The sequence below is a fragment of the Nakamurella flavida genome, from assembly GCF_030811475.1.
In the GTDB taxonomy this organism is placed as follows: domain Bacteria; phylum Actinomycetota; class Actinomycetes; order Mycobacteriales; family Nakamurellaceae; genus Nakamurella; species Nakamurella flavida.
The window spans coordinates 223,853-249,258 of the sequence record NZ_JAUSQV010000001.1 but is presented as its reverse complement, the minus strand read 5'-3'; the positions used below and the strand labels follow the sequence as shown (position 1 = coordinate 249,258).

The following is a 25,406-nucleotide window of genomic DNA, read 5'->3' as shown; positions in this document are numbered from 1 at the left end:
CGGGCGTGGTTAACCTGGTCCGGTGCGCAACTTCGATCTCGTCATCATCGGCACCGGTTCGGCCAACAGCATCCCCGGCCCGGAGTTCGACCACTGGAACATCGCGGTGGTCGAGTCCGGACTCTTCGGTGGGACCTGCCTGAACGTCGGGTGCATCCCCACCAAGATGTTCGTGTACCCGGCGGACATCGCGGAGGCGGTCACCACGGCCGGTCCGCTCAATCTTACCGGCCCCACCCCGACGGTCGACTGGCCGGGCCTGCGGGACCGCATCTTCGGTCGCATCGACAGCATCGAGGCCGGCGGCCGCGAGTACCGCACCGGTGACCGGAACCCCAACGTCACGGTGTTCGCCGGCCACGGCCGCTTCACCGGCGACAAGCAGCTCACGGTCGACCTGCACGACGGCGGCACCGCCGAGTTCACCGCCGACCGGGTCGTCATCGGCGCCGGGTCCCGGGCCACCGTGCCGCCGTTCCCGGGTCTGGGCGACCGCCCGGGCGAACCGGGCGAGAACGGCGTGGTGTTCCACACCTCGGACACGATCATGCGGATCGACGATCTCCCGGCGTCCATCGTGATCGTCGGCGGTGGCTACATCGCCGCCGAGTTCGCCCACGTGTTCGCCTCCTTCGGCACCCGGGTCACGCAGATCGCCCGAGGCCCGCACCTGCTCGGTCACCACGACGCGGACATCTCCGTCGCCTACACCGCGGTGGCCCGACACCGGTACGACGTGCGCACCCGCACCACCGTGACCGCGGTGGAGGCGGCCCCCGGCGGCGGTCAGCTCGTGCACCTGGACGGTCCGGACGGCACGGACACCGTGCAGGCCGATCAACTCCTCATCGCCACCGGCCGCACCCCCAACGGCGACCGACTCGATCTGGATCGCACCGGCGTCGCGATGGACAAGGCCGGCCGCATCGTCGTCGACGAGTACCAGCGCACGGGCGTCACGGACATCTGGGCGCTGGGCGACGTGAGCTCGCACTACCCGCTCAAGCACGTCGCCAACGCCGAGGCGCGCACCGTGCGGCACAACCTGGCCCACCCGGAGAAGCTCGTCGCCACGGACCACCGGTTCGTGCCGGCGGCGGTGTTCACCCACCCGCAGATCGCCTCGGTCGGGTGCACGCAGGGCGAGCTGGTGGAGAACGGTCAGGACTTCGTCGTCGCGCAGCACCGGTACGGGCACATCGCCGCCGGGTGGGCCCGCGAGGACGAGACCGGTTTCGTCAAGCTCATCGCCGACCCGCAGAGCGGCAAGCTGCTGGGCGCCCACATCATGGGGCCGGAGGCCGCGACGGTCATCCAGCCGCTCATCCAGGCGATGTCCTTCGGGCAGACCGCCGCGGAGCTGGCCCGGGGGCAGTACTGGATCCACCCGGCCCTCACCGAGGTGCTGGAGAACGCCCTGCTGGCCCTACCGGCGCCGCTGGAGTACGGCGAGCTGGACGCCGCCGAGCACGACGGTGGCGGCGTGGCCCAACTCAGCAACCAGGCCGAACCCATCGAGGTCTGACCAGAGGTGTGATCCCGATCGGTCCGGTCGTACCCACCCCCGGGCCGACCGGGACCACCTCCGGGCGGATGGCCGGCCGGACCGTCACGGCAGGGTGAGAATCTCCGCACCGGTGTCGGTGACCACCAGGGTGTGCTCGAACTGGGCCGTCCAGGATCGGTCGCGGGTGGTCACCGTCCAGCCGTCGTCCCACTGGTCCCAGGTGATGCCGCCCAGGGTGAGCATCGGCTCGATGGTGAAGGTCATCCCCTTCTCCAGCACGGTGGTCACCTCCGGCGCGTCGTAGTGCAGGACCACCAGCCCGGAGTGGAAGGTGCGGCCGATGCCGTGCCCGGTGTAGTCCCGCACCACGCCGTAGCCGAAGCGCTTGGCGTAGGACTCGATGACCCGACCGACGACGTTGAGCTGCCGGCCGGGGGCCACGGCCCTGATCGCCCGGCGCAGGCACTCCTGCGTCCGTTCGACCAGCAGGCCGTTCTCCGGCGCCACCTCACCGGCGAGGAAGGTGGCGTTGGTGTCGCCGTGCACGCCGTCGAGGTAGGCGGTGACGTCGATGTTCACGATGTCCCCGTCCTGGATCACCGTGCCGTCCGGGATGCCGTGGCAGATCACCTCGTTGAGCGAGGTGCAGCAGGACTTCGGATATCCGCGGTAGCCCAGGGTCGACGGGTAGGCGCCGTGATCCAGGATGACCTGGTGGGCGATCGCGTCCAGCGCGTCGGTGGTGACTCCCGGGGCGACGGCGGCGCCCGCCTCGGCCAGTGCCCGGGCGGCGATCCGGGACGCCACCCGCATCCGCTCGATGATGTCGTCGCTCTGCACCCACGGATCGGTACTCGGTGCCGGGCGGGGTTTCCCGACGTACTCCGGACGCGGGATCGACGTCGGGACGGCGCGGGACGGGGTCGGCGGTCCGGGACGCAGGGCGGTGCGGAGCATGCCGCCGAGCATAGGTCGGGCGGGCGGGGCGCGACCGGACGGCCGGGACACGACGCAGGGCCGGTCGGCCGGGGAGTTCCCCCGGCCGACCGGCCCTGGTGTCGTGCTGTGGTGCCGGTGGTGCGGTGGATCAGCCGGCGGTGATCGTCATCGGCAGGCTGACCACGGTGCCGGACGGAGCAGCGACGACGGACAGGGTCTGCTCCCCCGTCGGGGCGTCGTCCGGGACGGCGAAACTGATCTGCGCCGAACCGTTCGCCACGGTGACGTCGCCGAGCGGCCGATCGCCGAGCAGCACCCCGACCAACTGGTTCGCCGGAGCGCCCAGGCTGGTCAGGTCGAGCCCGCTGACCGTGAAGGTCACCGTCTCCCCGGTGGCCACGGTGGTCGGCGCGCCGACCACCTCGACGGCCTGTCGGGCGAAGTCCGGGGCCAGGTCCTGGTTGTCACCCAGGTACTGGATCCAGGCGTCGCGGTCGATCAGGCCGCTGTCGGCGGTGTCCGTGCCGTCCAGGAACGCCCGGAAGTTGTCGCCCCCGGCGGCCAGGAACGAGAACGTCCCGATGCGGTAGGGCGCCGCCGGGTCGATCGGCGCGCCGTCGACGGTGATCGAGGTGATCCGGTCACCCTGCGGGCGGGTCGAGTCGAACGTGTAGGTCACGTTGTCCGACAGGCCGAGCTGCAGGTAGGGCCGGCTCGGTGCCGCCCCGCCGGGGTTGGTCTGCCACTGCTGCTCGAGGAGCTCCTTGACCTTCGCCCCGGTCAGCGTCGTGGTGTACAGGTTGTTGACGAAGGGCAGCACCGAGTTGGCCTCGGCGTAGGTGATCACGCCGTCCGCGCCGAACAGCAGCTCGTTGCGCAACCCACCCGGGTTGACCACGCCGATCTGCGCGCCGCCCCGCTCCGGGCTGGACAGCGTGCTCAGCAGGCTGTCGGCGACCAGGTCGCCCAGCGCGGACTCCTTCGAGCGGTCGTCCCGGGTCCCGCCGGTGTAGACGCCGTCGGGCCCGTACGAACCGCCGGAGAAGGCGGTGGTGATGTCGTCGGCGACGGAGCCGACCTGCTGATCCCCGACGGTCGCCGCATTGGCCAGGGCGGCGTCGACGATGGTCTTGACCGCCGCGACCCGCGGGAAGGTCGCGACCAGCTCCTCCTCGGTCACCTGGTCGGTGATCTGCGGGATGTTGGCGGCCGCGTACCCCTTGGTCTCCCCGGTGGCTGTGTCGTAGGCCAGGTTGACCCCGCCGACGTTGGCTCCGTAGGAACCGGTCTGCAGGACCGGACGGAACGCACCGTCGACCCCGGGAACCGGAGCGTCGAAGGCGTACACCTGGTGGGTGTGCCCGTTGAAGATCACGTCCACCGCGGGCGAGGTCTGGGTGACGATCTCCGCGAAGACCGGGTTGGCGGCGACCGCCTCGTCCAGCGTGGTCGTGGTGCCGACCGCGTTGGCGCCCTCGTGGTACTCCGCGACGATCACGTCGGCCTCGCCGTTGGCCTCGTCGCCGTCGGTGAGCTGGGCAGCGACGCGGTTGACCGCGTCCACCGGATCACCGAACTCGAGTTCGGCGATCCCGGCCGGGCTGACCAGGGTGGAGGTCTCCTGGGTGACGGCACCGATGACGCCGACCCGGACACCCTGCTTGACGATCACGGTGTACTCGGGCAGGGCCGGGGTGGTGGTCCCCTTGAGGTAGACGTTGGCACCCAGGTACGGGAAGTCCACCGGGGCGTTGCCGCCGTCGCCGCCGATGACCCGACCGGTCAGATCGGCGAAGCCCTGGTCGAACTCGTGGTTGCCCACGGCCGAGGCGTCGAAGCCCAGCGCGTTCATCACGTCGATGGTGGGCTGGTCCTGGGCGATCGCGGAGGCGAACAACGAGGCGCCGATGTTGTCCCCGGCGGAGAGCAGCAGCGTGTTGTCGGCCCCGAGAGTCTCTCGCAGCCCCTCGATGGTGCCCGCGAACTTGACGGTGTTGGCGTCGATGCGGCCGTGGAAGTCGTTGATGGTGATCAGGCCGATGGACACGATGGTGCTGGCCGGTCCTCCGGTGACGTCCTGGCAGCCCAGCGGGGTGTTGTCCCCGCCGGTGAGCGAGATGGCGTACGCGCACAGCGTGTTGACGCCGTCGGTCAGCGGCACCTCGGCGATGAACCCGTGGGCACCGGTGATGCCCAGCGCGGCGTTGACGTCGTCACGGGGCTGATCGGCGGCGAAGGCCGCCCCGGTCGCGCCGTTGTAGATGTGCACCTCGGTGGAGACGTCGGGCGCGTTGGGGTCGACCGCCCACCCGGCGAGCCGGACGGAGGTGCCGTCGGCGGAGGCCTGGACGGAGTCCAGCGATCCGACGGCGGCCAGCGGCTTGACCTCACGGCAGCCGAGGAGGGAGTTGCTGCCCCCGGTGAAGGAGATGGCGTAGGCGCAGAGGGTGTTGACCCCGGCGGTCAGCGGGACCTCGACGCTGAAGCCGTGGTCACCGGGGATGCCCAGGGCCGCGTTCACGTCCGCCCGCGGGCCGTCGGCGAGGAAGGCCGCGCCGGTCGCGCCGTTGTAGATGTGGACGTCGCTGCTCTCCTCCGGGAAGTTCGGGTCCACGGCCCAGCCCGCGAGCACGGCGGTGCCGTCGGCGGTCACCCGTACGTCGTCCAGCGAGCCGGCCGCGGCGGCGAGATCGAAGTTCTCGCAGCCCAGATCGGTGTTGCTCCCCCCGGAGACCGGGATGAGGAACAGGCAGACCTCGTTGGCGCCCGGGTTCAACGGCACCGTGAAGTCGAACCCGTGGTCACCCGGGACGCCCAGGGCCTGGTTCACGTCGGGTCGGGGGATGTCCGCGGTGAAGGGGTAGCCGACACCGTTCACGTAGGCGTGGATCTGGTTGGAGGCCGCCGGGGCGATCGGGTCGACCGTCCATCCGGTCAGGCTCAGGGTCCCCACCCCGGCGTCGGTGACCCCGAAGGTTCCGTCGTCCACGACGCCGACCGGCTCCGGGCCGCTGGTGGTGCGGCACCCGAGGGAGGTGTTGCCGCCGCCGGTGAGCGAGATGGCGTAGACGCAGATCTCGTTCGACCCGGCCTGTAGCGGGACGGACGCGGCGAACCCGTGACGCCCGGTCACTCCCCGGGCCGCGTTGACGTCCGGACGCGGCACGTCGGCCGCGACGGCGTAGCCGACGCCGTTGACGTAGACGTGCGCCTGGGTCGACGCCGCGGGGGCGTTCGGGTCCAGCGCCCACCCGCTGACGATCGCCTGGGTGCCGCTGACGGCGGCGGTGTCGAACGACCCCACGGCCGGCCCTGCGGCGGCCGCCGACGGCGCACCGGCCACGGCGAGGACGAGGGCGGAGACCACCGCCAGGACCGCTCCCAGGGATCGGGGCCGTCGGCGCTGACGGGGTGGGGGTGGTGCGGTCTGGGCACTTCGCGACACGTGCTCTCCTCCGGTCGGGCGGTCGCACCCGTCCGGGGCGCGACAACCCACCGATGGTCACCGACACGTCCGCCAGGAAGAAGAGCTGACGTGAAAACGATGTGAAAACGTGGCCTGAACACTGTGCGCGGGGAGTACAAGCGCCTCAGTCCAGCGGGATGCTGCCGAACAGCCGGGCGATGGCCTCGTTGGTGTAGGTGGAGCTGCTGCCCCCGTAGATGAAGGCGACCACGGCGAGATCGTGCCGATAGGCGACGGTCCACGCGTGGGCCTGCAGGGTGCTTGTCTCGTCGGTGTACTCGGCCGTGCCGGTCTTGGCGTGGACGTCGCCGAACGGCAGGAGGACCTTGGCGCTGCCGTCCTCGGAGGCCACCGCACCCATGAAGTCCTGGATGTCGCGTTGGACCTGAGCGGACGGCGGTGCCGGGACGGCCCTGTCGATCGTCGTCGTCGTGCCGCGGATGACGGTGGGCACCGGCATCGTCCCGTTGGCCACGGTGGCCGCCATCAGCAGGGCGGAGAACGGGGTGAGCAGGTCCTGGCCCTGCCCGAACCCGTTCTCGGCCCGCTGGACGACGGACTCGGCCGGCGGGACGGCCCCGGTCAGGGTGGTGATCCCGGGCACGACGAAGTCCAGCCCGATGCCGTAGTGCAGGGCCATGTCGGGGAGCGCCTCGGCCGGCATCTGCGTGGCCAGCTCGGCGAAGGTGGTGTTGCAGGACTTGGCGAACGCGGTCCGTGCGGTGACCGTGCCCAGGTCGAAGCTGGCGTTGTTCCTGATCTCCCGGCCGTCGAAGATCGCCGATCCGGGGCAGCCCACCGGGGTCTCCTGGGTGATGAGTCCCCGTTCCAGGGCCGCGGTGGCGGTGACGATCTTGAAGATGGAACCGGGCGGGAAGCGCCCCGTGAAGGACGGTGCGCCCATCGCGTCGGTCCCCGGGTTCTGCGCCACGGCCATGATCTCCCCGGTCGACGGCTGCATGACCATCATCAGGGCGGGTTGCGCGATGCCGTCGACCACCGCCTCGGCGGCGGTCTGCAACCCGATGTCCAGCCCCAGGGTCACCCGGCTGCCGTCGGTCGCGGCGCCCTCGCCCAGTACCTCCAGTTCCTCACCGGTGGTGTCGATGCTGACCACCCGCCAGCCGTCCTTCGCCTTGGTCAGCTCGGCGGCGACCGGCGTCACCTGCGACAACAACGCCCGGGCGAACTCGCGGGTGGGCGGCAGATCGCGGGTCTGCACGGGGAAGGTCAATCCGGGCAGACCCTGCAGCGCGGGCTGCACGGACTGGTAGTCGCCCTCCCGCAGATTCACCACCGTGTAGGCGACCTCGGCAGGCTGTCCCGGCGCACCGGTCGTGCCGGTCGGATCGGTCGTGCCTGTCGTGCCGGTCGTGCCGGTCGCGCCGGCCCCGGGGGTTCCCGCGGCCGCGGCCGGGTCGGGCTGCGCCGCCTCCTGCTCGGCGGCCTGCGCTCCGGCGACGATGCTCTCCGGGGTGATGGTCGGATCGATGGGAGCGAGGGCGGTCGCCAGCGCGGCGGCGGTGGCGGCCAGGTCGGGCACCCGGGCCGGGAACAGCACGACGGAGTACACCCGCACCGGGGCGACGATCTGCTGGTCGTGGCGATCCACCACCACGCCCGGTGCCGCCGCGGTGGTGCGGACGGCCAGGGTCTGCCGCGCGCCGAGACGGGGGTGCACCACGGCCGGCGACCAGTCCAGGGACCAGCTGTCCCCGCCCGTCCGGGTGAACGCCCACGGTGCCGTGTACTGCCAGGTCCCCCCGCCGGGAAGCGACCAGTCGTAGGTGGCGGTGGTGGTGGCCGTGTCGGCCGACGTGCGGTCCACGGCGCCGGTGGTCACCGTCAACCCGGTCGGCGCCAGCGCCGTCACCACCTCCCCGACCAACAGCTCCGCCTCGTCGGCCCGGGACGTCAGCGGGCCGACCCGGTCGGCGAGCAGGGACCCCCAGGCGGTGGTCAGGGCGGCGACCTCGACGTCGGGGCCGGGACCGGGGTCGGGCGGCGCCTGGGCGGTGCATCCCGCCAGCAGGACGATCATCGCGGCGACGCCCGCCACCCGCAGGCGCGATCGTCGACGGGCCGGTCTGCCGGGCGTGGAGGACATGGGCGTCAGTATCCCCACTGCATCCCCACCGCATCGTCACCACCGCACCGTCAGCAAGGCACGGGCCCCACCACCGCACGGTCCGCACCGCCACCGACCCCACCGGGAATCCTGTCGCGTGCCCGGCGCCGTGCCGCGGCGGGCCCTCCGCCCCTGGTCGACGGGGCAGGGGCGCGTTGTACTGTCCGGGTCTCGACGATCCCGGCGGGCCGTCACTCCCGGCGACGGGGGCATGGGTGGCGGACCCCGACCACACGCCTGCAGGGGGCCCACCGTGTCCGTTCCCGACTCCGCCGAGGGTGCGTCACCGCGCCGCACCTCGCCCGCACCCGCCCCGGCGGCCGACCCGCGGGGCGGTTCGGGAAAGCGGTACCTCGCGCTCACCGCCATGCTCTGCGCCGTCTCCATGACCTTCATCGACCAGACGATCGTGTCGATCGCGAGCCCGGAGGTGGCACGCGAGCTGGATCTGGGCCGCGGGTCGATCCAATGGGTGATCAACGGCTACATCCTGGCGCTGGCCGCGAGCTTCGCCCTCGGGGGTCGATGGGCGGACGTGTTCGGCTCGAAGCGGATGGTGCTGATCGGCATCCTCGGTTTCGCCGGCTCGTCCGCTCTCTGCGGGTTGACCCCAACCGGTTCGCTGGCCGGCACCTGGATCGTGGGGTTCCGGGTGCTCCAGGGCGTCTCGGCGGCGATCATGATCCCGGCCGCCCTCGCGGTGGTGGTCGCGTCCTTCCCGATCCGGGAGCGCGGCCGGGCGCTGGCCATCTTCTTCGGCGTCAGCGGTGGGCTGACCGCGGTAGGGCCCATCGCCGGCGGATACCTGACGCAGTGGACGTGGCGGGCGATCTTCTGGGTCAACATCCCGATCGCGGTCCTCGCGATCGTCCTCACCCTGCTCGCCCACATCGATCTGCGAGGCCGGCGGGCCCGGATCGACGTCCGCGGTGCACTGCTCGTCGCCGTCGGCATGGCGCTGAGCGTGCTCGGACTGGAACAGGCCAACAGCTGGGGCTGGGACGACCTGCGGACCTGGGCGTGCATCATCGGCGGGCTGGTCGTCCTGGCGGTGTTCGTGCTGGTGGAACTGCGCACCCGGGTCCCGCTGATCAAGGTGCGGATCTTCCGGGACAGGGCGTTCAGCATCGACAACGGCGTGCTGTTCTTCTCGATGATGGCGTTCGTGCCGGTGTTCTTCTTCGCGAGCGTGTACTCCCAGGTGTCCCTCGGGTTCGGCGCCAGCAGCGCCGGGCTCTACCTCCTGGTCTTCTTCGGCGGCTTCGCCCCGGCCGCGCAGATCGGGGGCCGGATCCTGGACAGCCGCGGGGCCAGACCGGCGATGATCGCGGGCGGTGCGCTGGGCACGCTCGGGTTCGCCCTCTGGGCCACCCGGGTCACGGAGCTGGACCTGGGCGCGCAGTGGTGGGCGATCGTCCTGGCCGGCGCGGGCATCGGCCTCCTGCTCGGACCGGCCAGCACCGACGCGGTGAACCGGTCCATCGACGCGTCCTACGGGGAGGTCACCGGCATCTCGCAGACGCTGCGGAACTACGGCTCGTCCCTCGGGCTGGCCGTTCTGGGCAGCGTGCTCGGGAACGTGTTCGCCGATCGGCTGACCATCTCCTTCGAGGCGCTCGGGATCCCGGCGGACGAGGCGGCCCGGTTGGCCTCGGCCGCCGCCACCCAGGCCGGTGGGGGCACCGGCGCGGGTGGGGCGTCCGCCGCTCCGGCCGCGCTGCAGACCGGGATCGAGGCGGCGGTGGCGACCGACTTCGCCCTCGCCACCCAGGCGGTGCTCTGGGGGATGGCCATCGCCCTCGCCGTGAGCTGCATCCTGGCCCTGTTCCACCCCGGCGGCCGGGTCACCGAGGAGCGGACCGCCGAGGCGGCGGCACCGGCCACGGGCTGACGGTCGGGGCACCCGCCGCCGGGTTCAGCCTGCGTCCGCCGCCGGCACCCACTCGCGAGGGGACACCCCGAAACGGGCCCGGAACGCCCGGGCGAACTGGTCACGCCCGTGGAAGCCGACCTGCCGGGCCACCTCGGCCAGGCTCGGTCGCGGATGCCGCAGGTCCGTCAGCAGCGCCACCGCCCGCTCCATCCGCGCCTCGCGGATGATCTGGGCCGCACTGATGTCCTCCGCCTCGAACAGCCGGTGCACGTACCGCACGCTGACGCCGAGATGGTCGGCGAGGGCCTCGACGCGCAGATCCGGGTCGGCCAGGTGGACGGCCACGAACTCCCGGAGGCGGTGACGTTCCGCGGACTCGCGGTCGTGCCGGTCGGCCTCGGGTCGGCCAGCCTCGCGCACCAGCGCCCGCACCATCTCCACCAGGGTGCCGTCCACCTCGTCGGGATCGACCTCGGGGCGACCGAGCTGTCCGGCCAAGGTGCGCAGGAAGCTGACGGTGGATCGGGTCAGCGGGGTCAGCGGCATCGGTCGACCGACCACCCGGGGCAGGAAGCCCTGCGCCGTACCCAGTTCCGACAGCGGGGTGCTGAGGCTGACCTGACGGTCACGATGGTCGGTGCGGACCAGGAAGGGTCGATCGGACCGGGCCACCGTGGGGACACCGGGGCGCCGCTGGGCCCATTGGCCGGCCATCCGCAGGGACACCTCGGCGTCGAGGGAGAACGTCAGGTAGACCCGAGCCGAACCACTCCGGGCCTGGGCCGGTGTCCGGGTGTTCGTGTACGGCCCGGTGTCCAGGACGGACAGCGCCGTCCGCCCGAAGTCGGCCCGCAGCAATGTCGCCGACCAGGCGGCGGGATCCGGGGCCGTGCAGGTGACGGCGAACGAGGAACCCAACCGTGCCAGCCCGGCCTCGCCGGAGAACACCTCAGCCGTCACCGATCCCGCCCCGCCGGCCGGCGATCCGCCGCCCTCCGCTTGCGGGCCGATCTGCTCAGGCCCCTGCGCCATGGCCGTCTCCCCCAACGGTCGTCGGACCGGGCGCACGAACACCCGGTCCCTCGTCACGTCCACATCATCACGCTCCGGCCGCCGAATCAATGCCCGGTCACAGGGAACCACCAACAGTGATGATCGTTTGTGACGCGAAATGTCGAACGGCCGGTGCAGCGCGCACGATATTACACGCCGCAACGCCAACGAATGATCTTCCATCTTCGCCGGGAACACACGACCCGACCATTCGTGCCTACTCTCCCGCCACTGCAGAGTTCCACGGCCGGTGATGTCCCGGCCTTGTCCGGGCGCCGGACAGACCCCCGGCCGGGCGATAGGAAACGCATGGGGGAATGCTTATTGTTTGCTTCGGAAGGTGGCCGGCCCCACACGAAAGGCCACCGACCGGGACGGTCGTCCATTCACCGGATATCCGGTGCGCAGCCGAGCAGCCCGTCCGATCTTCCTCGGTTCACATCCTTTCGCCCCACGGCACAGGTGTGCCCCGACCTGCTGTCGCGCGGCAACGCGCATCCCGCCCACCGTTTCTGCACGAGGAGAAAAGCCGTGTCCGAAGAACTGCAGCAGTCCGTGCACCAGCGTCCGCGTCGGAAGGGCAAGGTCCGCGCCGTGCTCGCCGGTTGTGCGGTGCTCGGTATCGGGGCCACCGTCACGCTGGCCGCGTGGACCGACACCGAATGGGTGTACGGCGCCGGCAACGGCGACGGCGATCCCATCTCGACCTCCACCTTCGAGGTCCAGCAGAACGTCTTCGACGGCGTCGGCTTCACCGACCGGGAGACCGCGCCCGGTGGCGCACTGGTCTTCTCCCCCACCGCCACCGCACTGACCCCGGGCGACACGGTCACCGCGCCCATGCAGCTGCAGACGACGGCGACGTCCGAGGCGGCCTCCATCACGCTCGCGGGGGCCGTGCTGAACGGTTCGGAGCAGCCGCTGTTCGACACCGTCACCTACGGCGCCTACACCGGCGTCAGCCAGGCCGACTGCGACGCCCAGGACTTCGCCGCCGGCGACGTCCTGGTGCCGGAGGGCTCCGCGCTGACCGTGGGCAGTGACCCGGCGACGCCGATCGTCCTCGCGGCCAATGCCGCTGACACGAGCGACATCTGCTTCGTCATCACGCTGCCGGACGATGCCCCGGACACCGTCCAGGGCCAGGGAATCGCACCGGCGTGGCTGTTCAACGCCGACTCGGTCGCCCCGCTCCTCCCCTGATGCTGCGATGACTTCTGGGGCCACCACCGGCCCGGGGCGGCGGTGGGTGAGCGGGATCCGCGAGGTCCTGCTCACCGCCGCCGCCGGTCTCGGCCTGATCAGTGTGCTGGCGGTGACAGCTGCACTGTTCCTGCACGTCTCGCTCATCGTCTTCAAGACCGGATCGATGACACCGGCCATCCCGGCCGGCTCGGTCGCGCTGGTCCGCGAGGTCCCGGCGAGCGATCTGGCCATCGGTGACGTGGTGACCGTGAGCAGGGCCGGTGTCAGCCTGCCCGTCACCCACCGCATCGTGCAGATCGACCCGGCGGCGGACGGGTCGGCGGCGGGTCGGGTGCTCACCCTGCGCGGCGACGCCAACCCGGGGCCGGATCCGGTGACCTATCCGGTCACCACCGTCCGGCGGGTGATCGCATCCGCGCCGGAATTGGGCCACGTGGTGCAATTCCTGGCCAAGCCGTGGGTCCTGGGCGCCATGACGATTTTCATCACCGCCCTCGTCACCTGGACGTTCTGGCCGACCGGGAATGCGTCCCGCAGGCGCCGGGAAGACCCGGTCGAACCACCGACCGAAGCGATTTCGCGATCCTGATCGGCCGGCTCCCCGCCGTGTTCCGATCCTGCATTCCACACCATTGTCCGACTGACTGAGGTCCGTCGGTCCGTTCGCGGAGAGGCCCGATCAACGTGAGACGTCCCGTCGTGGGGAAACGTGCTGGAACCCGGATCGGCAGGTGGTCACTGCCATTGCTCGGCCTGCTCGCGCTGGCGCTGATCGCTCCCGTCCAGGCCGCGGCCGCCGATCCCCTGCAGCCGCTGCCGCCGGCCACCCCCGGTGACCTGACGCTGAGCTCGTCGAAGGTGCCGCTGGTCATCCCGTCCCTGGAACCGGGCCAGTCCTTCTCCTGGCAGGTATTGGCCGAACTGGACGGCCGCACCAGCGGGAGCCTCGAGGTCCAGGTGAGCGCCGGGGGTACCCGCGCCGCCACCGACGACGGGTACCGGGCCCGGCTGCAGACGTGCGCCCAGCCGTGGACCGACGCCGACGGTGTCGACACCGTGCCGGTCTGCGCGACCGGGAGCACCGAGGTCGTCGCCGCCACCCCCCTGGTGCGGCTCACCCCGCAGCCGGCGGTCGCTCTGCCCGTGCTGACCGAGCAGAACCCGGTCTACGTGGCGGTCACCCTCGACCTACCCACCCAGACCACCCAGCGGGCCGCCGTCGGCGACATCTCGCTGGCCATCCGGTTCACCGCCGCCGGGGACGACCCCGCCTCGACCGGCGGTGGCACCCCTCCGAGCGGCTCGGGCGGATACCCGGGTTCGGGCGGGTATCCCGGGGTGACCCAGCCGGGCTCCTCGGCGCCGGTGGACGGAATGCTCAGCTGGACCGGTTTCGCCCTGCTGCCGTTCCTGGCCCTCGGGGCGGGCGCGGTCACGGTCGGACTGCTGTTGGCCCTGGCCGGACGCCGGTCCCGCACGAACACGAGGACAGTCTGATGAACCTCCACCGTCGAACGACCCCGCACACCGGCGGTGGCCCCGGCCGTCGGGCCGCCCGCGCCCTGGCCTTCGGTCTGGTGTTGTGCACCGGCCTCGCCGTCGCCGCTCAGCCGGTCCGGGCCTCCTGGACCGACGCCGAGTGGGTCAACGGTCCCGTCGGGGTGCGCGTGCCCCGCGACTGCGCCACGGCGGGGCTCTACGCCGCCCAGGGTGGCGGGCGTTTCCTGGACGGCAGCGTCCTGGGCCTCGACCTGGACACCCTCGCCCAGCTGCAGGGCATCACCGCCCTGAACTCCGGGACCGTCTCGAGTTCCGTCCCGGCGCGTCCCCCGGTCGCCCCGAACACCTACGCCAACCCGTTGGACGCCACCGTCATCAGCGCCGTCAACGCGGCGCTGGGGAACGGCCTGCAGCTCGGCCTGCCGGCCGGCCGGATCGGGGCCTACAACCAGTGGGGTCAGGCCCCCAGTACGGGGCAGTCCGCCGGCGCGGCCGGACTGGTCAGCAACAGCGGGGCGATCGGCCTGACCGGCACCCCCGCCGACGCCTCCCTGCCCACCGCGGCCACGATCCGTCTGGGTGCCCTGCTCCCGGCGGTGACCGCGCTGGCCGACGCCCGGGTGGATGTCGGCGTCCTGGCCTCCTCGACCCAGCTCGACTGGTGCCGGACCCTGGAGAACCGGGTCACCGACCCGGCCGCACCCGTGGTGGTCGACCGTGACTACGGCATCGCCTCGCTCGCCCTGCAGACGAACTCGCCCGTGGTCGCCGGCGCCCGCACCGCGGCCTCCGCCGCGGTCACCACGCTCAACACCACCATCGCCGCCCTCGGCGGGCCGAACGGACTGATCGCGACCACCCTGCGGGCCCAGGTCCTGGCGGCCGTCACCCCGGTTCTGGGCGCCCTCGGGCTCGGCACGGTGACCGCCACCGCGACGGTGGCAGTGGACCTGGCCCCGGTGAACGCCCTGCTCTCCCAGACACTGACCGACGGGATCGTCACCATCGATCTGGCCAACGGCCTGGTCCGGGTCGATCTCGCTCGGCTGCTCAACGGGGCGAACGGACTGAACGGACTGGATCCCAACACCGAACTGCTGATCAATGCGGCGGTCGTGAATGCGCTCGTCGCCCGCACCGGCGCCCTGCTCGACGCCTGGACGACGCAGGTGGTGGCCGCAGCCCAGCAGGCCGTCAGCGCGGCCACGGTCAACGTGAACCTCGCCGTCAATCTCCAGCTGAACGTCCTGGGCACCATCACCAACGTGGCGACGGTGAACGTGACGCTGCAGGACACGCTGAACCGCATCACCACCGGACAGGCGACGCTCGGGGTGAGCGCTCAGGCTGCGGCCGGTCTCTCGGGAGCAGTGCTCGCCGTGGTCAACCCCGTCCTGGCCACGATCCTCGGGACCGCGCTCACACCGGCGGTCCGGGCGACGATCGCGGCGGCGGTCGGCACCACCATCGCACCGGTCCTGACCACCGCGGTGACCACGCTGGGCTCCTCCCTGGCCACCGCGACCGCACCGGTGGTGACCCTGGTGGGAGCGATCTTCACCCCGCTGCAGAACGCCCTGTCGATCCGGGTGAACGTCCAGCCCGACCAGCCCGGTGCACCGACGACCGGACCGGCGGTACCGGCCGGCCGCTACCAGGTGGACGCGCTGCGGATCGGGGTGCTGGACGGGCTGGGCACGGCCGCATCCGTGGAGCTGGCCCGGTCCTTCGCCGGACCGAACGCCGAGCTGTAGCCCACACGCAGAACCTGGCGGGGCCTTCGGGGATCGCCTCCCCCGTGGGCCCCGTCGGCATGTCCGTGCCCCGGGCCCGTCCGCCGGTCGTCCCGGGGCACGTCCAGAACAGCACAGGTCCAGAACGGCACCATTCAGAACAGCACGGAGGCGAACGTCCCGACCTGCTCGAAGCCGATCCGCGCGTAGAGCGCACGGGCGGCGGTGTTGTGGGCGTTGACGTACAGGCTGGGCAGCCGGTTCAGGTCCTGCTGCACCGACCGGACGACCGCGGCCAGGGCCGCGGCGGCCAGCCCCTGGCCGCGGACCGCCGGGTGCATCCACACCCCCTGGATGACGGCGACGTGCCGGGACAGCGCGCCCACCTCGGCCTTGAACAGGACGTGCTCGCCGTCGAAGCGGGCGTAGGCCCGGCCGGCGCCGATCAGCTCGGTGACCCGGGCGCGGTAGGACCGTCCGCCGTCACCGAGCCGGGGGTCGACGCCCACCTCCTCGGTGAACATGGCCACCGCGGCCGGGTAGTACTCCTCGAACCGTTCCGGGCGGACCACCTCAACACCGTCGTCGGCGGCGACGGCCGGATCGGTCACGCAGGTCAGCAGGGGCTGATCGGCCCGGACGTCGCGGGCGGGCCCCCAGCGCGGCTCCAGGTCCCGCCAGAACGGCAGCACCAGCTCGGCCCGGCCCAGGATGGTCGCGCACCCCCGCTTGCGGCGGCCCGCCATGGCGGCGAAGGCGCGCATGGCGGCCGGGGACCCGGCCAGCGGCACCATGGTGCTCCCGGCGAACAGCAGTCCGTCCCGGCCACCGCCCAACCCCCAGAAGTCGCCACCGAGCCCGTGCGGGTTCATGCCGGCCTGCTCGAACCGGGCGCTGACCAGACAGGACGCGACCGGGTCGGCGGTGAGCACCTGGCTGACCGCCGGGGTGTGGGCGGGCCCGAGCACACGGGAGAAGGCGGGACGGATCACGGGCGGTGGGATCTCTTCCGGGGGCGATCGACGGGGTCGTCGCGTCGAGGCGTGCTGGGCGGGTGGATCAGGCCAGCTGGACGGACGGCTCGCCGCTGACCACGCCGGCGGCCTTCATCGTCTCGGCCAGTCGCATGGCCTCCTCGATGAGCGTCTCGACGATGTCGGCCTCGGGGACGGTCTTGATGACCTCGCCCTTGACGAAGATCTGGCCCTTGCCGTTGCCGGAGGCGACCCCGAGATCGGCCTCGCGGGCCTCCCCCGGCCCGTTCACGACGCAGCCCATCACGGCGACCCGGAGCGGGACGTCGAGCCCCTCCAGACCGGCGGTGACCTGCTCGGCCAGGGTGTAGACATCCACCTGGGCCCGCCCGCAGGACGGGCAGGAGACGATCTCCAGACCCCGCTCGCGCAGGTTGAGCGACTCCAGGATCTGCAGGCCGACCTTGACCTCCTCGACCGGCGGCGCGGACAGCGAGACGCGGATGGTGTCGCCGATGCCCTTGCTGAGCAGCGCGCCGAAGGCGACGGCGGACTTGATGGTGCCCTGGAACGCCGGGCCGGCCTCGGTGACGCCGAGGTGCAGCGGGTAGTCGCACTTCTCGGCGAGCAGCTCGTAGGCGCGCACCATGATCACCGGGTCGTTGTGCTTGACCGAGATCTTGATGTCCCGGTAGCCGTGCTCCTCGAACAGCGAGCACTCCCAGAGGGCGGACTCGACCAGCGCCTCGGGGGTGGCCTTGCCGTACTTGGCCAGCAGCCGCGGGTCCAGGCTGCCGGCGTTGACCCCGATGCGGATGCCGATGCCGGCGTCCATGGCGGCCTTGGCGATCTCGCCGACCTTGTCGTCGAACTTGCGGATGTTGCCGGGGTTGACCCGGACGGCCGCACAGCCGGCGTCGATGGCGGCGAAGACGTACCGCGGCTGGAAGTGGATGTCGGCGATGACCGGGATCTGCGACTTGCGGGCGATGGCCGGCAGTGCCTCGGCGTCGTCGGTGTCCGGGACGGCGACGCGGACGATCTGGCAGCCGGAGGCGGTGAGCTCGGCGATCTGCTGGAGGGTGGCATTGACGTCGGCGGTCTTGGTGGTGGTCATCGACTGCACCGACACCGGGAAGTCGCTGCCCACCCCGACATCGCCCACCTTCAACTGGCGGGTCTTCCGGCGCGGCGCGAGCACCGGCACGACCCGGTCCGCGGGCATGCTCGGCATCCCCAACCCGATGCCCGCCGGCCCGCCGGCCCCGCCGGGAACGCGGGTGGCCGTGGTGGTGGAGGCGGACACGGGAGACGACATGAGCAGGACCTTTCCGAGCACGGGGTGCAGCAGGGGCGGTACGGGGCGGACCGGGGGGCCGGTCAGCCGAAGAGCTTGATCGGGTTGACCACGTCGGCGACGAAGGTCAGCACGGTGAGCCCGATGAACAACAATGCCACCACGTAGGCCACCGGCATCAGCTTGGCCACGTCGAACGGCCCGGGGTCGGCCTTGCGGCGGACCTTCGCCCAACCGCGCCGCAACCACTCGATGGCCGCGCCGAGCACGTGCCCGCCGTCCAACGGCAGCAGGGGCAGCAGGTTGATGAGGAACAGGCTCATGTTGAACCCGGCGACCAGGTTCAGGAACAGCGAGATCTTGTCCTTGGCACTGAAGTCCGAGGCCAGGATCTCGCCACCGATCCGACCGGCCCCGTAGATGCCGACCGGGGTGTTCACGTCGCGCGGCTGTCCGCTGAAGATGGAGTCCCACAGGGCGGGGATCCGGGCGGGGATGTTCACCACCGCCTGCGCGGCCCGGCCGATGAACTCACCCGTGCGATCGACCGCCGTACCGAAGCTCTGCGTCTGGTAGGCGGTGGTCGCACTCACACCCAGGAAGCCCACCTGCTCGGTGCCGATCTGCTTCCCGACGTCGTCGTAGATGCCGCGCTCGTTCTCGGTCACGGGCACCTGGACGGTCACCTGCTGCCCGGCACGTTCGTACACCAGCGGAACGGTCTGCCCGGCGGAGTCCCGGATGAGCGGGGTGAGCTCGTCCCAGGTCTGCACCGCGGTACCGCCGAAGGAGACGATGCGGTCCCCGGGCAGCAGACCCACGACCGCGGCCGGGGTGGGTGCGTCACCCGGCGCGCAGGTGCGACCGGCCCCCGCGTCGGACGTCGGGATGATGCAGGCGTTGACCGCGGCGATGGTGGTGGTCGGCGAGTTCACGCCCAGCCCCATCAGCAGCGCGGCGAAGACGAACACCGCGATGACCAGGTTCATGAGCGGCCCGGCGAGCATGATCACGATCCGCTTGGCCGGGTGCAGCTGGTAGAACTGGCGCCCCTCGTCGGCCGGGCTGACCTGCGCACGATCACCGTTGCGGGCGTCCTCGACGATCTGCCGGACGATGCCGGCCGGGCCGAGCGAGGTGGTGGTGATGCGCTGTCGGCCCTGTTTGTCCGGCGGCACCATGCCGACCATGCGGATGTAGCCGCCGAGCGGTATCGCCTTCAGGCCGTACTCGGTCTCCCCGCGCTGCCGGGAGAACAGGGTGCGGCCGAACCCGACCATGTACTGGGTGGTCCGGACGTCGAACAGCTTCGCGAACGTGAGGTGGCCCAGCTCGTGCAGGGCCACCGAGAACAACAGGGCGAGGACGAACAGCACGAAGCCCGCCACCACCCACAACCACTCCGGCATGCGCCGTCCCCTCGATCAGACCCCGGCCGTCGGCGCGGGGGTGTGCCGGGGAACCCCGGAGCGCACCATCTCGCGGGCCCGGGTGCGGGCCCACTCCTCGCTGGCCAGGACGTCCTCGAGGTCCCGCGGGTTGCCCCGGAGTCCGTCGGCCTCGTCCAGGATGCCCGCCAGCAGATCGGGAATGTGTGTGAAGCGCAGCCGACCGGCCACGAAGGCCGCCACGGCCTCCTCGTTGGCCGCGTTCCACGCGGCCGGGACGGTTCCCCCGGCCTCCCCGGCCCGGCGGGCCAGCCCGAGGGCGGGGAAGGCGTCGTGGTCGACCGGTTCGAAGGTCCAGGTGGACGCGGTGGTGAAGTCGCAGGCCGACGCGACATCGCCGAGCCGCTCCGGCCAGCTCAGGCCCAGGGCGATCGGCAGGGCCATGTCCGGCGGGGAGGCCTGGGCGATGGTGGAGCCGTCCCGGAATGTCACCATGGAGTGCACCACCGACTGCGGGTGCACGGTCACCTCGATGCGGTCGTAGGGCACGGCGAAGAGCAGGTGCGCCTCGATGAGCTCGAGCCCCTTGTTGACCAGGGTCGCCGAGTTGATGGTGACCACCGGACCCATCGCCCAGGTCGGGTGGGCCAGGGCCTGCTCGACGGTCACGTCCGCCAGCTGCCCTCGGGTGCGCCCGCGGAACGGCCCGCCCGAGGCGGTGAGCACGAGCCGGGCCACCTCCCCCGCACTCCCGCCGCGCAGGCACTGGGCCAGGGCGCTGTGTTCGGAGTCGACGGGCACGATCTGCCCGGGCCGGGCCAGCCCCGTGACCAACGAGCCCCCGGCGACCAGCGACTCCTTGTTGGCCAGCGCGAGGGTCCGGCCGGCACGCAGCGCGGCCAGGGTCGGGGCGAGGCCGACCGAACCGGTGATGCCGTTCAGCACCACGTCGGCGTCCACGGTGGCGACCAGCTCGGTGGCGGCGTCCGGACCGGTCAGCGGCCGGGGGCCGGACCAGGAGTCGGGGACGGACCCGGCGACGGCGGTCCGTGCCCCCGGGTGCGCGGCCCGCTGCCGGTCGAACAGCTCGGGGTGGGAACCGCCGGCGGCCAGACCGACCACGTCGAACCGGTCCGGGTGCCGGGCGATGACGTCCAGCGCCTGGGTGCCGATGGAGCCGGTCGAGCCCAGCAGGATCACCCGCCGGCGACCGGACGGGACGGGCCGTGCCGGCGCATCCTGCGGGGCGGCCGACGGAGGTGGTGCCTCGGTGCTCACCGCGCCATCCTCCCCCCTCCCGGTCGGCCGACGGTGATGCGGGGCAACGGCCGGGCCGGGGACCCGTCCGGCCCGGGATACTGGGGCGGTGAGCCACCGAGACCGTCTCAGCCCCCGATGGGTGACGGTCATCGTGGTGCTGGCCCTGCTGGCCTCCGCAGGCGTCGCGCTGGCCATCGTCCGGGTCACCACCGACCCCGCGGCCGCGGCCGATCCGGTCCCGGCCGTCAGCAGCCCCGCGGTCGAGCCGGACCCCACCACCGCCGTGACGGACCCGATCACGGATCCGAGCCCGGCGACCGACGTGTCCCCGGGCAGCACAACCACCCGGCCGAGCACCACCGGCCCGACGACCAGCCCGGTGAGCACCGTGCTGCTGCCCGGGTCCCGGTTGACGTTGCCGTCGGCCTGGCGGGGTACGGCCGACCTGACGATCGCGGTACTGGGCGCCTGCGCGGGGCCGGCCGGAACGGCCGGCACCTCGACCTACCGCACCACGGCGGATCTGGCCGTCGACGTGGCCAAGGCGGGGACGAACGGGCTGGGCGACCCCAATCCCTTCCTGCTCACCCTGGGGATCAACGCGGCCGGGGTCCCCGGTCTCGCCCTGTACTCCGCCGCGACCGACGCCGGCGGCGGCCTCCAGCGGTACTGGACGGTGCGGGGCTCGGCCGGACCGGACGGCCGCACCGAGATCGACGGCCGACTGGTCTGGTCCGATCCCGGTCAGGACACCCTGCTCAATCTGTTGAACGACACCGAGACGGACCTGCAGCCGTGCCAGTCGGGCAGCACCGTCGGCCTGCCCCGGGCGCTGGCCCCCGGGTCGACCGTGACGGGATGGGTGGACGGATCGAGCGCCGAGCTGACGGTCACCGCGACCACGGTGGACGGGCAGCGGTCGGTGGTCGCGACGGTGTCGGCGGCCCGGCAGCCCTGAGCCCGCCGGTGCCCCGATGCCGGCCGGTCGCGACCGCCGCGCGGCCCGCGTTGCGCCGCCGGGTCAGCGCAGAGCCGGGAGCACCCGGGTGGCGAAGGCCTCGTCGGACGCGGCGAGCAGTGCGGGGTCGGCGTCCCGGGAACCGGGGACGACGATGATCCGGTTGAGTCCGAGGTCGAACAGCTCCCGCAGGCGACGGGTGCACTCGGCGGGCGGGCCGACCACGGCGAACCGGTCGAGGAAGGCATCGGGCAGGGAGGCCGCGTGCGCCGCGGAGCGCAGGCCGTGCTCGGCCTCGGCGTAGGCCCGACCGAGTCGTTCGACCACGGCACGATCCGCGGGCGGCAGCCCGTCCAGGGGACCGCGCGCGACGAAGTGGGCGAAGATCGCCGCGCTCCCCCGGACGAGGTCGCGGGCCACGCCGACGTCCTCGTGCACGGCGACGTCGACGAACGCGCCGACCCGGACGTCCCGGCCGGCGGCCGCCGTACGCACCTGCCGGACCGCGGCGGCCAGCCGGTCGGGATCGGCTCCCACCGTCAGGTCGACTCCGTCCGCGCACCGGGCGGCCAGGGCGATGGTCACGGGCCCGGACGCGGCCACCGCCACCGGGACCCCGGGTGCGGCGAAGCGGTCGGCCCAGGCCATGCGGGGACCGGTGGGCGGACCCCCGGTGCCCAGATGACCCCGGATCTCCTGCACCGCGCTCTCCAGCGCCGCCCCGGTGGCCGGAGCCAGACCGAGCTGGGCGACGGCCGAGTCGCCCCGGCCGATCACCGCCTCGATCCGGCCGCCCGACTCGACCTGCAGGGTGAGCAGGGCCGACGCGGTCACCGCGGGCACCCGGGTGACCGGATTGGTGACCGCCGGGCCCAGCCGCAGGGTCGTGGTGGCCCGGACGGCCAGGGCGAGTTCGACGTACGGGTCGCCGACCAGGATCTCGCTGTCGGCCAGGAACAGGCCGGTGAATCCCCACGCCTGCGCACGTGCCGCGAGATCGGCCGCCCCGGGGAGGGGGAAGCCGTGCAACCACACATCACGTCCCACCGGGGCAGTATCCGATGCCGGGATGGGGTCGGTGTGGGGTCGCCGGGGACGGGAGCCGGCCGGGCGCGGCGCCGACGTGAGACGATGACGGGGGTCGACCCACAGGTCGACCGCGACCACCTGGCGAGGAGTAGACGTGGCAGGCGAACTGGAACGTCAGCAGCCCACCGGCGGCGAGGAGGGCGCGGGAACGCACGCCTCCGGCAGCACGATGGAGGTCGCGAGCGGGCACAACGCCGTGGTGTCGTACAACCCCGACGCTCCGTCCGAGGAGTGGGGCTGGCACGGCAGCTGGGAGAAGATGGCCCCGCGCGGCAGCACGCTGATCCTGCTGCTCGGCGTGGTGGCGCTGCTGGTGATGACCTTCCTGGGCAACCACGTCTCGCACACCGAGGACTGGTGGCTCATCGCCATCGCCATCGCGATGAGCGTCTGGATCATCCGCCGGGCCCGTGCCGCCAAGCAGGACCGCGCCCGCCGTCCCTGACCGGTCGACCTGTTCCCCGTCGCCACGGATGGCGGTGGCCTGTCCACCGGCTGCCGTCATCGCTGTGCCGGCCGTGTCGGCACCGATCCTCCGGAAGGTCCCGACGATGACCGTCGCCGACGCGATCACCGCCTACCGCGCCGCGCTGCAGCCGGTCGGCGAGGTGGTCTCGTTCCCCCTCTCGGCGCTGGACCGCACCGGCGTGCCGGTGACCAGCTGTTCCCTGGTCGACCGGTCCACCGGAACCGTCGGGCACCACGGCAACGGGTACGGGCTGACCGACGAGGCCGCCGAGGTCAGCGGCCTCGGGGAGCTGGCCGAGGGTGTGCTGACCGGCCACGGGGTGTCCGCGCTCCGGGACCGCGCCGTGCGCCTGTCGTTCCGTGAGCTGGTCGCCGCCCAGGGGGTCGACCGGGTCGCCGACCCGCTCACCCTGTGCCTGCCCGCCGGATCGCCCTACACCTCGGACATGTCGCTGACCTGGTTGCCGATGGAACGGGTCCGCAGCGGGGACACCGTCTGGGTGCCCCAGGAGTTCGTCGTCAACGGACCGGGCGAGCTGACCGACGGGGTCACTGCGGGGACGGCCCTCGTCACGCCGATCACCAACGGCCTGGGCGCCGGGTCGGATCGGGCCCGCGCTCTCGCGCACGGTCTCGGCGAGATCCTGCAACGGCACACCAACGGCCTGCGCTTCCGCGCCCTCGACTCCCGGTCACCGGTCATCGATCCCGCCGGCCTCCCGCCGCGGGTCGCCGCCCTGGTGGACCGGCTCCGCGCGGTGGGGGTGGAGCCGGTGCTCAAGCACGCGGGCACCGAACTCGGCGTCGTCTCGACGTACGCCATGGGTCGCGACGACTCCCCCGACTCCCGGATCATGCTGACCGCCTGCGGGGAGGCGGCCCACCCCGATGCGGAGACCAGCCTGCTCAAGGCGTTGCTGGAGTACGCGAACTCCCGGGCCCGCAAGGCGTTCTGCTTCGGCCCCCGTCAGGCCGCGATGGACCTGGCGCCCGCCGCCTACCGCGACGGCCTGGACCCGTCGGGCGGCGAACCCCGCGCGGTGGCCGCCATGCGGGCCTGGGCGGACCTGAGCACCGACGACCTGCGCGCCCTGACCGAGCCCGACGTCGGCCGGACGGTCGGTTACGACTCGATCCGGCTCGACCTCCCGCCGCTCCCCGATCAGCAGGCCCTGCTGGACCATCTGCTCTCCGCGCTGGCCGGCCACGACGTGCTGGCCACCACCGTCGCCGTCGACGGGGTGGTGGCGGTCAAGGTCCTGGTGCCCGGACTGGAGGTGGAGACCCTGTCGTACGGCCGGATCGGCGAGGCCAACGCGCGCGCCGCTCTCGCCGCGGACCTGGATCTGGTCCGCGTGCAGCCGGGCCCGTCGGGGACGCACACCGAGCGGGTCCTGCTCACGCCCCAGGCACAGGAGCGACTCGGCGGGCCCGTGTGGTGGTCCCGGGCCGTGCGCGACGCGATCGTCGGGCCACGCTATCCGCTCTACCGCGAGCCCCCTCGGCACAGCGTCGAGGTCTGACCGGCCCGGATCAGTCGAACCGTTCCACCGACCAGTTCGACATCATTCCCCGCACCCCGGCCTCCACCAGGGCCGCGTCGCCGAGCCTGCGCGGGTCGAACCGGGCACCGCCGCGCCAGGCGGCGAGGCGGGGCATCCGTCCGGTGATGGCCTCGATCCGACGCAGCGGACCGAACACCTCCCGTTCCAGGGCGTCCGGGGTGATCTCCTCGGGGGTGACGTGGCTGCTGGTGTGGAACCCGATCTCGTGGTGGCGCGCGATCTCGGCCAGCTCGTCGTCGGTCAACTCGGCGCAGCCCGATTCGTCGGTCGGTTCGAACAGCGGGAAGAACGTCGCCCGCACCCCCAGCTCGGCGCAGAGCTCGGCGCCGAACCGCCCCGCGAAGCCGTACCCGTCGTAGAAGCCGACGACGATGCGCGGGCCGGGGAGGGTGCCCGCAGAGTCACCCCCGCCGGCGGCCGGATCGGCGGGCCAGGGGTCCAGGGTGGGGCCGAGTGCGGCAACCCGCCGGACCATGGCCTCCGCCTGCGGCCGGTTCTCCGGATCGATGTCGTGGTAGTTGAGCGCGATGACCGGGGAGCGCAGGATCGCCGCACTGTGCCCCGGGGTCCAGGGGCCGCCGTCGCCGTGCACCGCATCGGTGGTCGGACCCGCGGCCACCCGGTCCGCGGGCGGGGTCAGCAACCGCTCCCCGAGCGCGGACTGGAGCACGTAGGCGTCCGGGGTGAACAGCGGCGGCGGGCGCAGCGGCAGGCCCAGTTCGGCCGCCAGCCACGACACCTCCTGCGTCGCAGCATCATCGGGTTCGGCCCCGTGGACGGTGGCCGGGCCGAACAGGGCGACCGCGGCCCCGCCCGGCGCCTCGGACTGGGCCAGGATCACCTGACGCAACGGCGAGGGATCGGCATCGGTGGGCACGTCGGCATCGGAGAAGTCGCGGGCGCTGGAGGACCTGGTCACGTCCCGATCGAACCACGGGGCCCGCGGGACACTTTCCCCTCCGCGGGCGCGGGGGCGTCGGCCGCACCCCCGGGCAGGTGTCG

At 72.5% G+C, this 25,406-nt stretch carries 18 protein-coding genes and 1 pseudogene; 9 read left to right on the top strand and 10 right to left on the bottom strand.

Translation table 11 applies throughout. From position 1 onward, the window contains the following. Nucleotides 1-22: 22 nt before the first annotated feature. Nucleotides 23-1,525: a mycothione reductase gene (locus J2S58_RS01140; RefSeq protein ID WP_205255182.1), complete on the top strand. Its 1,503-nt coding sequence runs from the start codon at nucleotides 23-25 to the stop codon at nucleotides 1,523-1,525. 84 nt (nucleotides 1,526-1,609) lie between these two features. Here J2S58_RS01140 and map read toward each other — a convergent pair whose 3' ends face one another. From map to J2S58_RS01125, 3 genes and pseudogenes are all read right to left on the bottom strand, one after another. Beyond that, nucleotides 1,610-2,464, bottom strand: a complete 855-nt coding sequence (gene map / locus J2S58_RS01135) for a type I methionyl aminopeptidase (RefSeq protein ID WP_205255181.1) — start codon at nucleotides 2,462-2,464, stop codon at nucleotides 1,610-1,612. Between the two features lie 142 nt (nucleotides 2,465-2,606). Continuing rightward, nucleotides 2,607-4,520, bottom strand: a pseudogene (locus tag J2S58_RS19145) (bifunctional metallophosphatase/5'-nucleotidase); the annotation flags it as partial. Nucleotides 4,521-6,036: 1,516 nt separating this feature from the next. Continuing rightward, nucleotides 6,037-8,019, bottom strand: a complete 1,983-nt coding sequence (locus tag J2S58_RS01125) for a penicillin-binding transpeptidase domain-containing protein (protein WP_205255179.1) — start codon at nucleotides 8,017-8,019, stop codon at nucleotides 6,037-6,039. Between the two features lie 232 nt (nucleotides 8,020-8,251). Here J2S58_RS01125 and J2S58_RS01120 point away from each other — a divergent pair, with 232 nt between their 5' ends. Next, a complete protein-coding gene (locus J2S58_RS01120) occupies nucleotides 8,252-9,931 on the top strand; it encodes an MFS transporter (RefSeq protein WP_370881832.1) in 1,680 nt (559 codons plus the stop codon). Between the two features lie 24 nt (nucleotides 9,932-9,955). On the opposite strand, the gene J2S58_RS01115 is transcribed toward J2S58_RS01120, so the two are convergent. After that, nucleotides 9,956-10,945 (bottom strand): helix-turn-helix domain-containing protein, encoded by a 990-nt coding sequence (locus J2S58_RS01115; RefSeq protein WP_205255177.1) that lies wholly within the window; start codon nucleotides 10,943-10,945, stop codon nucleotides 9,956-9,958. A gap of 552 nt (nucleotides 10,946-11,497) precedes the next feature. Between J2S58_RS01115 and J2S58_RS01110 the strand changes: the two genes are divergently transcribed. The 4 genes from J2S58_RS01110 (at nucleotide 11,498) to J2S58_RS01095 (ending at nucleotide 15,426) form a co-directional block, all read left to right on the top strand. Continuing rightward, entirely contained in the window at nucleotides 11,498-12,169 is a 672-nt protein-coding gene (locus J2S58_RS01110; protein ID WP_205255176.1) for a SipW-dependent-type signal peptide-containing protein, read from the top strand. Between the two features lie 7 nt (nucleotides 12,170-12,176). Beyond that, on the top strand, nucleotides 12,177-12,761 hold the full coding sequence (locus J2S58_RS01105) for a signal peptidase I (protein ID WP_205255175.1): 585 nt from the start codon (nucleotides 12,177-12,179) through the stop codon (nucleotides 12,759-12,761). Nucleotides 12,762-12,916: 155 nt separating this feature from the next. Next, entirely contained in the window at nucleotides 12,917-13,669 is a 753-nt protein-coding gene (locus J2S58_RS01100) for a hypothetical protein (RefSeq protein WP_205255174.1), read from the top strand. Further along, on the top strand, nucleotides 13,669-15,426 hold the full coding sequence (locus J2S58_RS01095; protein ID WP_205255173.1) for a choice-of-anchor G family protein: 1,758 nt from the start codon (nucleotides 13,669-13,671) through the stop codon (nucleotides 15,424-15,426). Before J2S58_RS01100 ends, J2S58_RS01095 begins: the two co-directional genes overlap by 1 nt. A gap of 134 nt (nucleotides 15,427-15,560) precedes the next feature. On the opposite strand, the gene J2S58_RS01090 is transcribed toward J2S58_RS01095, so the two are convergent. From J2S58_RS01090 to dxr, 4 genes are all read right to left on the bottom strand, one after another. Further along, entirely contained in the window at nucleotides 15,561-16,397 is an 837-nt protein-coding gene (locus J2S58_RS01090; protein WP_205255172.1) for a GNAT family N-acetyltransferase, read from the bottom strand. 67 nt (nucleotides 16,398-16,464) lie between these two features. Next, nucleotides 16,465-17,613: a flavodoxin-dependent (E)-4-hydroxy-3-methylbut-2-enyl-diphosphate synthase gene (ispG, locus tag J2S58_RS01085; protein WP_205255410.1), complete on the bottom strand. Its 1,149-nt coding sequence runs from the start codon at nucleotides 17,611-17,613 to the stop codon at nucleotides 16,465-16,467. A 146-nt stretch (nucleotides 17,614-17,759) separates the two neighbouring features. Beyond that, the gene (locus J2S58_RS01080) at nucleotides 17,760-19,085 is read right to left on the bottom strand and encodes a M50 family metallopeptidase (protein ID WP_240188305.1); all 1,326 of its coding nucleotides are present in this window, start codon (nucleotides 19,083-19,085) and stop codon (nucleotides 17,760-17,762) included. Nucleotides 19,086-19,100: 15 nt separating this feature from the next. Next, entirely contained in the window at nucleotides 19,101-20,264 is a 1,164-nt protein-coding gene (gene dxr / locus J2S58_RS01075) for a 1-deoxy-D-xylulose-5-phosphate reductoisomerase (protein ID WP_344469967.1), read from the bottom strand. A 166-nt stretch (nucleotides 20,265-20,430) separates the two neighbouring features. Here dxr and J2S58_RS01070 point away from each other — a divergent pair, with 166 nt between their 5' ends. After that, entirely contained in the window at nucleotides 20,431-21,282 is an 852-nt protein-coding gene (locus J2S58_RS01070; RefSeq protein ID WP_205255437.1) for a hypothetical protein, read from the top strand. A gap of 63 nt (nucleotides 21,283-21,345) precedes the next feature. On the opposite strand, the gene J2S58_RS01065 is transcribed toward J2S58_RS01070, so the two are convergent. Beyond that, on the bottom strand, nucleotides 21,346-22,329 hold the full coding sequence (locus J2S58_RS01065) for an LLM class flavin-dependent oxidoreductase (protein ID WP_205255170.1): 984 nt from the start codon (nucleotides 22,327-22,329) through the stop codon (nucleotides 21,346-21,348). 136 nt (nucleotides 22,330-22,465) lie between these two features. Here J2S58_RS01065 and J2S58_RS01060 point away from each other — a divergent pair, with 136 nt between their 5' ends. Continuing rightward, nucleotides 22,466-22,816, top strand: a complete 351-nt coding sequence (locus J2S58_RS01060) for a DUF2631 domain-containing protein (RefSeq protein ID WP_205255169.1) — start codon at nucleotides 22,466-22,468, stop codon at nucleotides 22,814-22,816. 106 nt (nucleotides 22,817-22,922) lie between these two features. Then, entirely contained in the window at nucleotides 22,923-24,362 is a 1,440-nt protein-coding gene (locus J2S58_RS01055) for a YcaO-like family protein (protein WP_205255168.1), read from the top strand. 10 nt (nucleotides 24,363-24,372) lie between these two features. Here J2S58_RS01055 and J2S58_RS01050 read toward each other — a convergent pair whose 3' ends face one another. Beyond that, entirely contained in the window at nucleotides 24,373-25,323 is a 951-nt protein-coding gene (locus J2S58_RS01050) for a polysaccharide deacetylase family protein (protein ID WP_205255167.1), read from the bottom strand. Nucleotides 25,324-25,406: the final 83 nt, after the last annotated feature.